This is a genomic window from Ruegeria sp. YTSC004 (genome assembly GCF_059609805.1).
In genome coordinates this window covers 15,182-27,636 of sequence record NZ_JBXWMJ010000003.1, presented here as the reverse complement: position 1 = coordinate 27,636, position 12,455 = coordinate 15,182, and the positions used below count along the sequence as shown (strand labels likewise).

Sequence of the window (12,455 nt, the reverse complement as noted above, 5' to 3'; positions counted from 1 at the left end):
CTGCGCATAGTCTGCGTCGACGGGCAAGTTCGCCTGCACTTTGAAATGGAGACCCACATCATGATGACTCGTCGTTCGCTCTTTTTGAATGCCGCTGCAACGGGCGCCGCTCTGACACTGGCCAGCGCCAATGTCGCTGCCGCCGGCGGTGCCAAGAAAAAGGGCACATTCGAGGGCCGCTCGAAACATATCACCACCGGTTCGGTCAAAGTGGTCAAGGACGGTGAGCGCTATATCGTTGAGCTGGGTGATGACTTTTCGCTGGATAACGGTCCGGACCCGCGCGTGGCCTTCGGCAAGGACGGCACCTATGACCCCAACTCGAAACTGGGGGCGTTGCTGAACCTGAAAGGCAAGCAGTCTTATGCGGTACCGCCGACCATGGATATCTCGGGCTATAACGAAGTTTACATCTGGTGTGACGTTGCCGGCGTTCCGCTGGGCGTTGCAGCGCTTTCGTAACCCAACGACGAATTGCGCCCGGAGGCCGGTAAATTACCGGCCTCTGACAAGGCGTTAGGTGCCATAGCACCTGTCTGTTACACTCACCTCAAGGAACCAGTTCCAAGGTGTGTATCATGACGAAGATTGCCAAGATTACGTTATTGTTCGTGGTATTTGTGGATCTGATCGGACAAGGGCTGGTCTTTCCCATCATCAACTCTTTGATCATGGAAACAAAATCCGGGTTCCTGCCGGAAAGCACATCTATGGGCCAGCGCCATTTCTACTATGGGTTGGTGATCGGGTGTTTCTTTCTGTCCTGGTTTTTGGGTGTGGTCTATGTCTCGAAAGTGTCGGACTCCATCGGGCGTAAGAATGCTTTGTTGGTGTGTTTAGGTGGGGCGCTGGCCGGTTATGCCATCACCATCACGGCACTTTACCTTAACAGTTTGCTTCTGCTGATCGTTGGTCGGTCGATCACCGGCTTTACGGCGGGTAATCAGCCCATTGCACAAGCGGCGATGATTGACGGCAGCACCGATGCCGCCGACCGCGACCGAAACATGGGGTATATCATCACCGGCGTCAGCTTTGGTCTGGTCGGCGGCCCGATTATCGGGGCTGTTCTGTCCGACGCGGCGATACTGGGCAGCTATGCCACGCTCAAGATGCCGTTCTATGGCGCGTTTGTTCTGGTGATGATCGCCATCTTCCTGGTGAGCTTTTTCTTCAAGGACACCCGCACCGAGCGCGCGGCATTTGTCTTTCGCCCACGCGATATCACCGACAGTCTGATCGCGGTACGTGAACACCCGTTGGTTCTGAAAATCCTGCCCGTCTATGCGCTGTTCATGATTGCCAATGTCACGTTCTACGTCTTCGTCGATAATTTCCTGACCAGTGCATGGGGCTACGGCGTGATCGGTGGCAGCATGGCAATGGTGGTCATCGGTTTTGCCTTGGCGTTTTCCAGCACATTCCTCGTGAAACCAGCGCAAGAAAGATTCAGCAAACACTCCATCATCCACACCTCATTGGTGGTGATGGTGATCTGCGGCTTTGGCTTCGCCTTCAGCCCCAGCGGTGTTCTGAGCTACGTCCCGGTCTTCTTCTTCTATTTCTTCTTTGGCGTCGCCTACCCGACCCTGCTAGGTCTGTTTTCGTCCAGCGTTGGCGAAGCGGATCAGGGTTGGGTCATGGGCGTTACGACGGCGGTCTTCTGTCTTGCCGGCGGTGTCATGTCCCTGGTCGGCGGCGGATTGATGAGCATCGACATTCGCCTGCCTTATTACATCGTCATCGCAACCGCCCTACTTGGGCTGGTCGGCATGTACCGGCGCTGGAAGGGGAAAGAAATCTCGGCGCTGTTGGCCTAGATCGTCTCAACCGTCAGATTGCCATTGGTATAGACGCAGATGTCTGCGGCGATCGCCATGGCTTCGCGCGCGACCTCTTCGGCGGGCTTATCGCTGCCCATCATTGCCCGCGCAGCGGCCAGGGCAAAGTTCCCGCCTGACCCAATAGCGGCCACGTTGTGTTCCGGTTCAAGCACATCCCCCGCCCCGGTGATAACCAACAGGTCTTTGCCGTCGGTGACGATCAACATCGCCTCAAGCTTTTGCAGATACTTGTCAGTGCGCCAGTCCTTGGCCAGCTCGACCGAGGCACGGGCCAGTTGACCGGGTGTTGCTTCCAGTTTTGCCTCAAGCCGTTCCAGCAGGGTAAACGCATCTGCGGTTGATCCCGCAAACCCGGCGACAACTTCAAATCCGCCCGGCGATAGACGACGCACTTTGCGCGCAGTGCCTTTGATCACTGTCTGGCCCAGGCTGACCTGTCCGTCCCCGGCAATAACGACTTGCCCGCCTTTTTTGACACCAATGATCGTGGTCCCGTGCCATCCGGGAAAATCGCTGTCCGCCATGAAAGCCTCCGTGTTCTCAGTCGCTATATATGGGCCGGGCGCGGGATCGGCGCAACCCGTTGCACAACTGCCCAAAAGATATGCACAAAACGCAAACCGGGGTTACCAGACCAGCAATTGTGAGTCCCCGCCCGTGGGACTACATGAGGCTCACAACCGACAACGGGTCGGCTGTTTCAGATATAAGGACTGGGAACATGGCAACAACTGCAAACATCCATGCCCCACTCGGAGCAGCTACCATCCTGCACGTAGTGGATGCATTCATCAATGTCTTCGACTCCGCTGTTGAGCGGTACGAAAACCGCAAGACGCGCAAGATTCTGTCGGGTCTGACCAACGCACAGCTGGAAGACATCGGCCTGGCGCGCGCGGACATCGCAAAAATCTGATCCCGCAATCAGAACCAGAATTTGAAGCAGCCGCCCGGGTATCCGAGCGGCTTTTTCTTTGTCAGCTTTGCACGTATTTACCAGCCTGATCCGGCAAAAACGCCTCGATCGCGGCTGTGGCGATGACATGGTGCGTGCCCGCGGCGTCATCCACAACATCCAACCCACCCTTGACGGCCCGCACTTCGGCGCGGCCCCTTGGCAGATCGGCGGCGACCCTGTCGCAGTCGACCTGATCAGGGTTTTGTACAGCAATCGTTACCTGCACCCGCATTTCCTTGTGTTCGATGCCAAGTTTGGAAAACAAAGTGATCGATGAATGATGCAGTGCGTCCTGGACGGCGCGGCAGGCGGCTTTGGTGTAGTCCTGACCATAAAGATCGTTGTCGGTACCCATTTCCAGAATGATGCGTTTTTCGGTCATTGGGCGGGCTCCATGTCGAATGAGACGATGACCGCCGCGTTGGCGATCACGGTGCGGCCATCAGTATGGGGCTTATCGATATCCAGACCACCCTGCGTTACCGTGATGTTGGGCTGGCCATAGGGAAAGATCGCCTTCAGCGCCTCGGTGTCGACCTTGTCGGGCTGTTGCACACCCACTTCGGCGTCAATGATCATCGCCTCTTTCGGAAAGTCGAACAGCTCGGCCATGTTCACCGAGTTATGCCACAGCGCATCCTTGATCGCCCGCAGCGCAGCCTCGGTATAATCCTCGCGCCGCAGGGATGTGCCCATCCCGAATTCCACCAGTACCCGTGTTTTTGCCATTTGCTTTCCCTGTTTGATGGCCCAATTGAGCCAGTCACAAAAAAGGGCGCCCAAATTCGGACGCCCTTGATCAAAACCGATCACATCGGATCAGATTGATTCGTCGATCCAGTTTTGCAGTGCGGCCTTGGGTGCTGCACCGGCGCGGTTCGACACAACCTGACCGTCCTTGAAGATGAACAGCGCCGGAATGCCGCGCACGCCCATGGCAGCTGCCGAATTCGGGTTGCTGTCCACGTCCACCTTGGCAATTTTCACCTTGCCGCCGTATTCGTTGGCCAGCTCTTCCAGAGCGGGGCCGATCTGTTTACAGGGGCCGCACCATTCGGCCCAGAAATCCACCACAACGGGGACATCGGAGTTTTTGACTTCGGCGTCAAAGGTATCGTCGGTAACGGCAACGGTCGACATATTCTGTCTCCTGAATGGGGTAAACTCGGGAACTGAACGTAGGGGCCCGTTAATCCAAGGTCAAGATATCTGGGTGCGCGACAATGCATGCGTCACAAGATCGTGTGGCAGCCACATAAGATCTGCTGTTCTGGTCCATAGGATCGCAGTTCGGATTTCGTGGTTCGGATAGACCTGTGACAAGGCGTTGGCATACGCCCCCATTTGCCGCAAAAGCCCCTCAGGACATGTCTCAGCACTGTTGGGAACCGTTGCATTTGTTTTGAAATCAATGACCTGAACCTCGGTATCGGTGACGATCAGTCGGTCGATCACCCCATGCATGCGACGTCCGTTCAGGTCGGCTGTCACGGGCACCTCAGCCAAGGCGTCGGCGGCAAAGACAGGCCGAAGATGCGCCGCAGTCAAAACGTCGCATGCCTCGTCCAGCAACTCTTGCCGTTCCGCGTCCTGCATATCGGGCAGAACCCGTGCGCAAAGCTGCGGCCAGTCTTCCCGCGCAATCGAAGGCAAGTGTTCCAGCAGTAGGTGCAACCGCGTGCCGCGTAACTTTGCCACCTCTTCGTCCTGACCTGCATCGCCGGGCAAAGCCTTGGCGCCGCCCAAATCGGAAGGGCTGAGCGTTTCCGCTTCAGGCTCTGGTTGTGTGGCGGGAGACAGGAACGGGGCTGGCAGGTCCGTCACGGCAGTTGAGGTCTCTGCGGATTCAATAATCGACGATGCGTTCCAATCACCATGTGACAATCGCAGCGTTTCTGAACTGGGCAGCGCCACCGCCCCTGCCCGTTCCATCGCGGTTTGAACCATCTGATACCAGCTGGTCCCATCCTTACCGACATCGCCGGCAGCCGCCACGATTAACCACTTTTCAGCTCGTGTTAGAGCCACATAAAGCAAGCGAAGCCGCTCATTTTCTTCCCGCGCTCGGGCTTCGTCGCGCGCGCACGCAATCAATGCCGGAGAAGCATCTGCCGGAACTTTCCAAAGCGGTGTGCCTTCGGCCACCATGATCTCGGCATCGCGCGGAGCTTGCCGTTTGCCCGTATCCGGCAGGATCACAATCGGAGCCTCCAACCCCTTGGAACCATGCACCGTCATCACCCTGATCATGTTTCCGACGCCGCTCATCTGCCGTTTGATTTCCAGATCATCGGTCTGCATCCACACCAGAAACCCAGTCAGGCTTGGGATATCCGTGCGCTCGTACGCCAATGCCTGCGACAACAGCGCGTTGATCCCGTCTTCCGCCTCGGCTCCCAGCCTGCCCAGCAGTTTACGACGGCCATCATGGCGGGTCAGGATGCGTTCTATCAGGTCGTAGGGGCGCAGAAAGTCGATCTGCCCGCGCAAGTCGTGCAGAACGGCCAGTGTTTCAGGGTACTCTTCGGCGCGTTGACGCAGAGCCGCCCAAAGGAACTGTTCTTTGCGCCGATGTGCCAAGTCGAACAATTGTTGTTCGCCCCACCCGAACAGCGGCGATTTCAGAACTGTGGCAAGCGACAGGCTATCCTCGGGCGTGGCCAGAAAGCTCAGCAGCGCAGCTAGGTCTTTGACCGCCAATTCCGCACCGACCTTAAGCCGGTCTGCCCCGGCTATCGGCAGATAAGCGGCTTTGCAGGCGCGGATGATCTCGGCAAACAGGTCCGAGCGGCGCTGAACGAGGATCAGGAAATCCCCCGGTTGAACCTTCCGCCGTACAAATGTGCCGGGCGTTTCGCCATCCTCAGGGATCGTCTCACCCTGTTCGATCATTGCCTTGATCGACTGCGCCACCTTCTCGGCCAGAATGACGGTGTGATGCCGCGCGCTGGGCCGATCTACCGGATCGGTCCAGTCGGTATCGTCATCGTCTTCGATCTTTTCGACCACGGGCCACAGATCAACTCGGCCCGGCAGATCCGCCTTGAACGCGCGGTGCTGGCTTTCCTTGTGAAACCCGGCCTCAGCGCGGTTTTCAAACAGGATGTCGACCAAGGACAAGATCGCGCTGGAGGATCGGAATGAGTATTCTAACGTGGAATCCCACAATTTAGAGCCTGATTCAGAGAGCTTCCGCCCAAACTCAGCCTGCATCAGATCGAATGCCTGCGGATCGGCGCCTTGGAAGGAATAGATCGACTGCTTTTTGTCACCGACCACGAAAATCGTGCGTTCAACCCCGGACCGGGCCCCTTCCCCGCTGGTAAATTCCTGCGCTAGTTTTTCGACCACATCCCACTGATCGGGACTGGTATCCTGCGCTTCGTCCACCAGAATGTGGTCGATGCCGCCATCCAGTCGGTACAACACCCATTCGGCAACTGCGGGATCATTCAGCACCCGCCGCGCGCGTAGGATCAAGTCGTCAAAGTCCAACCACCCGCGCAGTTGCTTGCGCCGCTCATATTCCGGCAAAAACGCCGCAGCGAAGCGGTGCAGCACCATTGTCTTGCGCGCGGCAACCAGGGCCAGCCGTTGCTCACGCGCTGCCTCGACCCGCAGCATCAACGCTTCGAGTTGGGGCATCTGGTCCACCAGCACGTCTTCTCGCAGAGTTTTGGTGGGGAAACTGTTGATTTTGGCCGTAAAGGGTTCTTTGGCGGATTTTCCGGTCAGAAATACACTTTCCAGTATTGGCAAGCTGCTGACCCGAGCCTCGGAAAATGCTGCCAGCTTGTCGGCCGCCTTGGCGTTGTTGCCGCCGCTTTCGGAAAGCGCCGGCAGGATCGACCGGATCAATTCCACTTCGCCACCCAGAAACACACGTGCTATCAAAGCGTCTTCATTGAATCCGTCGGACAGTTCAAACCGCTGCAGCACATCGGCCCATTCCAGCGGCTGCGCAAACAGGTTGCGTTTCTGGGTGATGGCCGCGGTGAGTTTGTCGAACCCTGTATCGGTGACAAACCGGGCGACGTCTTCGATCAGATTCGCCTGCGGACCTGCGGCAAAATCCTCGACAACCTCTTCACGCAATAGGGCCGCCGCACGGTCCTCCATCTCGGAAAATTGCGGGCTGACCCCGGCCTCAAGAGGGAAGCGCCGCAGCAACGAGGCGCAAAACGAGTGGATCGTCTGGATCTTCAAGCCACCAGGCGTTTCAATAGCGCGCGCAAACAAGGTTCTGGCCTGTGCCAGCCGTTCCGAGTCGATCTCGCCGGGTACGCCCAGATCGGTCAGTTGGGACATCAGACCGGCATCATCCTTCATTGCCCATTGTCCGAGGCGATCAAACAACCGGTTTTGCATCTCACTGGCGGCGGCCTTGGTGTAGGTCAGGCAAAGGATATGCTGTGGCTGGACGCCGCCCAACAGCAATCGGGCCACCCGATCAGTCAGCACCCGCGTTTTTCCTGAGCCTGCATTGGCCGCCAACCAGGTCGAGGCGTCGGGCCGCGCGGCCTGTACCTGCCGCTCGGTTGCGTCGTTGCGAGCGCTCATGTCAGGTCCTCGGGCGTAGTGTCATCAGTGCGGTCCCATTCCCCGAACCGGGCCAGTTGATCGTAGTCACCCACATCCGAATCCTTGTGCAACATCCGACGGGAAGAAAACCCCTGATCAGGCTCTAAATAGGCAGAAACCAACTCTTTGAGCTCGGCCAGTACCTTGTCTGGCGGCTCTTTCGCCAGCGGTGCGGGTACTTCTTTGTAGGTGCCGCCCATGCCGATGAAAATCGCCTCGGCCACGGGAGAAGGGTCGAAACCGTCGATACCGCCCTCTTCGGCCATCGCGGCTTCGATCAGTAACTGTTTGTCGAACTTGGATTGCTGGCTTTCCGTCGGGGGCGTTCCTGTCTTGTAATCGACAATCCGCAACGCGCCGCGTTTGTTGCGATCTATCCTGTCAGCACGGCCCGCGATGGTGAAATCCAGGGGCGACAGTACAAGTTTCACCGCCGCTTCGAAGGCGACCGGCCCCCCGTCCCCTCGCCGCGCGATTTCGGCGGCCAGAAAATCATCCGCGATGCGTTCCAACCGCGCCAGCCACAGCTTACGCGCCGTGGGCCACGCAACATGTTGATCTAATAACGTTTCCGCGCGTTTCAAAAAGTTTTCGCGGGTCAACAAGGCGGTGTCCAGAACACTGTCTTTGACGAAATGTTCCAGAATTTCGTGGATCACGATCCCGCGCAACAAGGCATCCGGCGCCTGCACCAAAGGGTCCAGCGGCTTCAGGCGCAGCACATGTTTGGCGTAAATCGCATAAGGATCGCGGATCAGCCGTTTGATTTCCGTCACGCTCAGCCGATTTGGGCGCGATGCCACTGGTGGCCGCGGAGACGGGCGCGTTGCCGGTTCGATATGCGGCGCGATTTCAAGCTGTTCCGCCCATTGCAACCATTGCCGGCCTTTGTTGCGCATTTCTGACAGTGCCTCAGGCCCGCCCTGCCCCGGCAAGCCATGCAGCAGGTTCGTAAGGCGGTTTAGCCAGCGTGACGGAACGGTTTCTGCGTCATCGGACCGCTTGGCACGGGTCAGCCAGACCTCGGGCGCGCCGATGGCTTGTTGAAAGTCATGTGCCGACAGGCCGATCCGCCGTTCGGGCAGCAAAAGTCCGGCCTTGTCGCGCATCTGGCGGTTCAGCCAGGGGTCTGGCGCAGCGGCCTCGGGCCAACTGCCTTCATTTAAGCCGCCCAAGATAAGCAAATCTGCGCCTTGCACGCGCGCCTCGAGCGTGCCCCAGATCATGATGTGTGGATGCGGGGCGTCGCGATCCCGGACTTCCTCGCCCGCGAGCAAAGCACCCAACAGGTCGGCGAAATCATGGGCGGTCATCGGGCCGCCGTGTTGCACCTCTTTTTCCAGTGCGCTCAGGACGCCTTGCGCCTTTTGGCCTGCGTTCTTGTCCCAGAGCGTGCCTGTTTCCCCTGACGCGCCCGCCGAAATCGCCTCGGCCAAGATGCGCAGCTTGGCAACCCAATCCGTCAATGGGAGTTGGCCCGCGATCTGTTGATCGCAGAAATGGGAGTTTAGCCAACGTACCCAATCCTCGGGAACTTCTTTGCGGATTGCAAAAGCGGTCAGGCTGGCGCTGTCCGGGAAAGGCGGGCCATGTCGGCGCAAATCTAGTTCAAGGTCCCGCGTGTGCAGCAAATGCGCGCCGCGCTCGTCACCATCATGACACAGCGGGTGTTTCAGAAGGGTCAACAATGCCTCGCCATCCAGACGCCGTGCGAAAAGCCCCGCCACGTGACGCAGAAACCGGCCGGGCGGCGATAGTTGCAGCGGTAGACCAGCGCTGTCATCGGGAAGGATGTTCCAGCGATCTAAAGCAGCGCTGACTTGGCGGGTCAGCATCCTGTCAGGTGTGATCAGCGCGGCAGTTTGGCCGGTTTCGGCTGACTGGCGAAGGCGCAGTGCGATGGCCAGGGCCTCGGATCTGGGCGATTGCGCCTCGACCAGTGTCACGTCCTTTGTGGCGCCATCCAGATCGGTCAGTTGCGGGCCTTCGGACATCCATGCATCAGTGATTGGCGCCGGGCGTAAAGCCAGCGAAACCAAGCGGTTGCGAGCAGGCGAGGGTGGTTGATCACCCGTCCAAGGCATGATTTGATCTGGCTCCAAACCAAGCCGTGACATCAGCTTGCGGAACCGGTACTGCGGGTGATCTTCCGATGTCAGCGCATCGTCCAGTCCTCGCCAAACGCGGTTGGGCTGGTCGAAATCGTAACCCGGCAGGATCAACGCGCCTTGCGGCAGGCGCGCGACCGCCTCCATCAGCATCAGAGTGGTTCCGCGAGACCCGGTTGACCCGGCAAGGATAACCGGATGCTGCGGCGGAGCGACTTGCCAACGTTCTATCAGGTTTTCCACCACAAGCCGCTGCCGGGCCTGAACATCCAGCGCATCTGGGCCTGAATCTATGATTTGATCGGCAATTCCGATGAACTTTTGCGCCCTTTCCCAATGCCCGGACATGTCACTGACATCCAAATTCCGGATCGCGTCGGGCGAAACACCTTCGCCCTGCATCTCATCAATCAACGCGGCTAGGCTGTCGGACAAGTCAAAAAGTGAAGACCGTGCGGCCAGATCAGGCTGTTGTTCCAACAGCTTAGCGATCAACTGCGTCAACTCTAACCTGCGCCGCAGCGGTGGAATCGCCGGAGGTATCTGCGCAAGATCGACGCTTTCCCCCAGATCGGTAACCAGTGAAAGATGCGGCAATAGGCACGCCGGGCCTTGGTCAAACAGGTCGCGGACGCGCCGGGCCATACGCCTTGTATTGACGACCAGTTGAACGCGCGCCAGCATCTCGGGCGGATGCGCTGCACTACGATCTTGCAGCCCCTGAACCAGCATTTTTGGGAAGTCCGAACCGGGCGAAACGGCAAAAACGCGCGGAGCTGGGCTGGGTTCAAACATCGGCAATCAACCCCTCGGCTAGTGCAATCCCTTCGGGGTGGCCGACATCGCACCAGCGACCGGGATAGGTGAGGGCAAACAGACGATCCTGCCGCTGCAACTGGTCCCATAGCACGTTAAGTGAGAACGCTTTCTCAGGGATATCCATCAACCCTTCGGATTTCATGATCTGCGCACCGCCATAGATCAAACTGCCGCCGCGCACGATCCGTCCGTTCTCATCTGCTGTGAAATCGCCTTTGCCGGTGTGCCCGACAGTCTGATCCACCGGTACACACATCAACAGCGCGTCCATGTGATCGGGATTCCACGCCTCGCGGAGCATCGTCAAAGGGTTCGGTCCTGACCAGATCGCGTCTGGGTTCAGGGTGTAAACCGGGTGCGATCCAAGCAGGGGCAAAGCGGCGCGTATTCCGCCGCCAGTCTCAAGAATTTCCGGCGTTTCATGGGAAAGCAGAACACCTTTTGGGACGAGATGAGCTTCAAGCTGATCTGGCAGATAATGTAGGTTGGCCACGATACGCTTGGGTTGCAGGGCATTCACCAAATCCAACGCGTGATCAATCAGAGGCCGGCCAGCGACCTTGATCAGTGGTTTGGGCCGATTTTCGGTCAACGCGCCCATACGGGTGCCAAACCCGGCTGCAAACAGCATGACGGCTTCGGGGTCTTGGGTCATTTCTGTCGAAGCCTGTCCAGATTTTCAGGGGTGGGCGCGGGCAGGGTGTCGCGCAGCAGATCGGCGATGGTTACCAGCGCGGGATGTTCCAGGTCTCGCATCAGATGGGCCCAAGTCGCCGGAATCAGATCGACATAGCTGGGCTTGCCATATTCGGTTGCCAGCCGGGCAAATACGCCAAGTATGCGCAGGTTTCGCTGTGCACCCAAAACGGCGTAGGCAGTGCGGAAGTCATGATCATTTACTCCGGTCGCGGCGATATAGCGATTCAGCATTTGCATCTCGGTTCCAAGTGACACATCGCGACGCACGTCCTGCAACAACGATACCAGGTCATAAGCCGGATGGCCCAGCATGGCGGTTTGAAAGTCCAACAGACCGGCGCGCTGAACCCCGTCGCGATCCGGCAACCAGATCAGGTTTTCGGCGTGGTAATCGCGCAGCACAACAACTTTGGATCCCGAAGTTTCCCGGTGCAGAATGTCCGAGAACCGGTTTTCGAAACGGTTACGCGCATCGGTGTCGTGCATGCCCTGCACGGCCTGCGCGTATTTGGTAAAGGACAACGCGGCCAGCTCGGTCATCAAACTCGGATCATAGGATGGCAAAGACAGGCTTGGCGCGTTGTGCAGGTCGATCAGAACATCCGTTGCAACCTTATAAAGCGCACGCTCCATGCTGGGGGTCTGCACGAGCACGCGCGCGAAGAGGTCGTCGCCAAGGTCTTCGAGCAGCAGGAATCCGTAATGCGTGTCTTCGGCATAGATCTCAGGCGCGCTCAGGCCAAGGGACCGCAGGTATTCGGCCATGCGGGCAAAGTCTTTGACATTTTCCGCTTTGCCCGGAGGTGAATCCATCAACACGGCCGTCTTGCCGGTTTCCGGATCGGTCAGCCGCTCGTACCGCCGGTTCGAGGCATCCCCAGCAAGCGGCGCGTGCTTTGCATTTGACCATTTGGTCTGCGCGATCAACGCTTCGGCCAATACTGCGCGGTTTGTCATGCAGGAATCCTTAGTTTCACGGGCCATTTCGGGGCTGACCAGGAAAGAGTCAGATGGCGTGCTTCTGTCATGTTAGGGTCTGTTTCGAAGGATATCTTCACCGCAGACTCCGGTGTCAGCGGGCCCAATTTATCCGGCCATTCAATCAGGCAGATTGCGCTTTCAAAAGCCTCGGTCAGGCCCAGTTCCTCAACCTCTTCAACCGCGCTCAGGCGGTACAGGTCACAGTGCCAGATTTCCCCGGCCGGCGTGTCATAAGCTTGAACCAACGTGAAAGTCGGCGAAGGCACATCTTCGGGCTCGATCATCAGCGATTGGATCAGGCTGCGGGCAAAATGGGTCTTACCGCTGCCGATCTCGCCCTCAAGCAACAAGATGTCCCCGGGTCTCAGTTCTGCGCCGACACGGGCCGCGAATTCCGCTGTATCCTCGGGCGAATTCAAAGTGATCGTGCAGGGCGAATTGGTCATGGCGCCACAATGGCCTTGC

12 protein-coding genes are annotated in these 12,455 nt (G+C 58.3%); 3 read left to right on the top strand and 9 right to left on the bottom strand.

Annotation, left to right across the window (positions count from 1 at the left end; translation table 11 throughout):
- Positions 1–60 precede the first annotated feature (60 nt).
- Positions 61–462: a DM13 domain-containing protein gene (locus AC2FFP_RS07095; protein ID WP_058279372.1), complete on the top strand. Its 402-nt coding sequence runs from the start codon at positions 61–63 to the stop codon at positions 460–462.
- A gap of 116 nt (positions 463–578) precedes the next feature.
- Complete coding sequence (locus AC2FFP_RS07090) at positions 579–1,820, top strand: MFS transporter (RefSeq protein WP_058275153.1); 1,242 nt, start codon at positions 579–581, stop codon at positions 1,818–1,820.
- On the opposite strand, the gene hslV is transcribed toward AC2FFP_RS07090, so the two are convergent.
- Complete coding sequence (gene hslV / locus AC2FFP_RS07085) at positions 1,817–2,368, bottom strand: ATP-dependent protease subunit HslV (protein ID WP_109313826.1); 552 nt, start codon at positions 2,366–2,368, stop codon at positions 1,817–1,819. The two genes, AC2FFP_RS07090 and hslV, sit on opposite strands and share 4 nt — an antisense overlap.
- A 197-nt stretch (positions 2,369–2,565) precedes the next feature.
- Here hslV and AC2FFP_RS07080 point away from each other — a divergent pair, with 197 nt between their 5' ends.
- The gene (locus tag AC2FFP_RS07080; RefSeq protein WP_496844824.1) at positions 2,566–2,760 is read left to right on the top strand and encodes a DUF1127 domain-containing protein; all 195 of its coding nucleotides are present in this window, start codon (positions 2,566–2,568) and stop codon (positions 2,758–2,760) included.
- Between the two features lie 61 nt (positions 2,761–2,821).
- Here AC2FFP_RS07080 and AC2FFP_RS07075 read toward each other — a convergent pair whose 3' ends face one another.
- From AC2FFP_RS07075 to tsaE, 8 genes are all read right to left on the bottom strand, one after another.
- Positions 2,822–3,184: a Lin0512 family protein gene (locus AC2FFP_RS07075; protein ID WP_496844823.1), complete on the bottom strand. Its 363-nt coding sequence runs from the start codon at positions 3,182–3,184 to the stop codon at positions 2,822–2,824.
- The gene (locus AC2FFP_RS07070) at positions 3,181–3,531 is read right to left on the bottom strand and encodes a Lin0512 family protein (protein WP_496844822.1); all 351 of its coding nucleotides are present in this window, start codon (positions 3,529–3,531) and stop codon (positions 3,181–3,183) included. Before AC2FFP_RS07070 ends, AC2FFP_RS07075 begins: the two co-directional genes overlap by 4 nt.
- Positions 3,532–3,621: 90 nt before the next feature.
- Positions 3,622–3,942 carry a thioredoxin gene (gene trxA, locus AC2FFP_RS07065; RefSeq protein ID WP_496844821.1) on the bottom strand — a complete coding sequence of 107 codons (321 nt, stop codon included), beginning with the start codon at positions 3,940–3,942 and terminating at the stop codon, positions 3,622–3,624.
- Positions 3,943–4,002: 60 nt separating this feature from the next.
- The gene (gene addA / locus AC2FFP_RS07060; RefSeq protein WP_496844820.1) at positions 4,003–7,362 is read right to left on the bottom strand and encodes a double-strand break repair helicase AddA; all 3,360 of its coding nucleotides are present in this window, start codon (positions 7,360–7,362) and stop codon (positions 4,003–4,005) included.
- A complete protein-coding gene (gene addB, locus AC2FFP_RS07055; protein ID WP_496880851.1) occupies positions 7,359–10,286 on the bottom strand; it encodes a double-strand break repair protein AddB in 2,928 nt (975 codons plus the stop codon). The genes addA and addB overlap by 4 nt, the downstream gene beginning before the upstream one ends.
- Positions 10,279–10,965, bottom strand: coding sequence for a nucleotidyltransferase family protein (locus AC2FFP_RS07050; protein ID WP_496776953.1), 687 nt, complete (start codon positions 10,963–10,965; stop codon positions 10,279–10,281). Before AC2FFP_RS07050 ends, addB begins: the two co-directional genes overlap by 8 nt.
- Positions 10,962–11,966, bottom strand: a complete 1,005-nt coding sequence (locus AC2FFP_RS07045; protein ID WP_496776951.1) for an aminoglycoside phosphotransferase family protein — start codon at positions 11,964–11,966, stop codon at positions 10,962–10,964. Before AC2FFP_RS07045 ends, AC2FFP_RS07050 begins: the two co-directional genes overlap by 4 nt.
- Positions 11,963–12,436 carry a tRNA (adenosine(37)-N6)-threonylcarbamoyltransferase complex ATPase subunit type 1 TsaE gene (gene tsaE / locus AC2FFP_RS07040; protein WP_496726302.1) on the bottom strand — a complete coding sequence of 158 codons (474 nt, stop codon included), beginning with the start codon at positions 12,434–12,436 and terminating at the stop codon, positions 11,963–11,965. Before tsaE ends, AC2FFP_RS07045 begins: the two co-directional genes overlap by 4 nt.
- Positions 12,437–12,455: the final 19 nt, after the last annotated feature.

Coding starts and splice junctions, on each gene's coding strand:
- AC2FFP_RS07095 (WP_058279372.1), top strand. CDS start 61: ATGATGACTCGTCGTTCGCTCTTTTTGAATGCCGCTGCAACGGGCGCC.
- AC2FFP_RS07090 (WP_058275153.1), top strand. CDS start 579: ATGACGAAGATTGCCAAGATTACGTTATTGTTCGTGGTATTTGTGGAT.
- hslV (WP_109313826.1), bottom strand. CDS start 2,368: ATGGCGGACAGCGATTTTCCCGGATGGCACGGGACCACGATCATTGGT.
- AC2FFP_RS07080 (WP_496844824.1), top strand. CDS start 2,566: ATGGCAACAACTGCAAACATCCATGCCCCACTCGGAGCAGCTACCATC.
- AC2FFP_RS07075 (WP_496844823.1), bottom strand. CDS start 3,184: ATGACCGAAAAACGCATCATTCTGGAAATGGGTACCGACAACGATCTT.
- AC2FFP_RS07070 (WP_496844822.1), bottom strand. CDS start 3,531: ATGGCAAAAACACGGGTACTGGTGGAATTCGGGATGGGCACATCCCTG.
- trxA (WP_496844821.1), bottom strand. CDS start 3,942: ATGTCGACCGTTGCCGTTACCGACGATACCTTTGACGCCGAAGTCAAA.
- addA (WP_496844820.1), bottom strand. CDS start 7,362: ATGAGCGCTCGCAACGACGCAACCGAGCGGCAGGTACAGGCCGCGCGG.
- addB (WP_496880851.1), bottom strand. CDS start 10,286: ATGTTTGAACCCAGCCCAGCTCCGCGCGTTTTTGCCGTTTCGCCCGGT.
- AC2FFP_RS07050 (WP_496776953.1), bottom strand. CDS start 10,965: ATGACCCAAGACCCCGAAGCCGTCATGCTGTTTGCAGCCGGGTTTGGC.
- AC2FFP_RS07045 (WP_496776951.1), bottom strand. CDS start 11,966: ATGACAAACCGCGCAGTATTGGCCGAAGCGTTGATCGCGCAGACCAAA.
- tsaE (WP_496726302.1), bottom strand. CDS start 12,436: ATGACCAATTCGCCCTGCACGATCACTTTGAATTCGCCCGAGGATACA.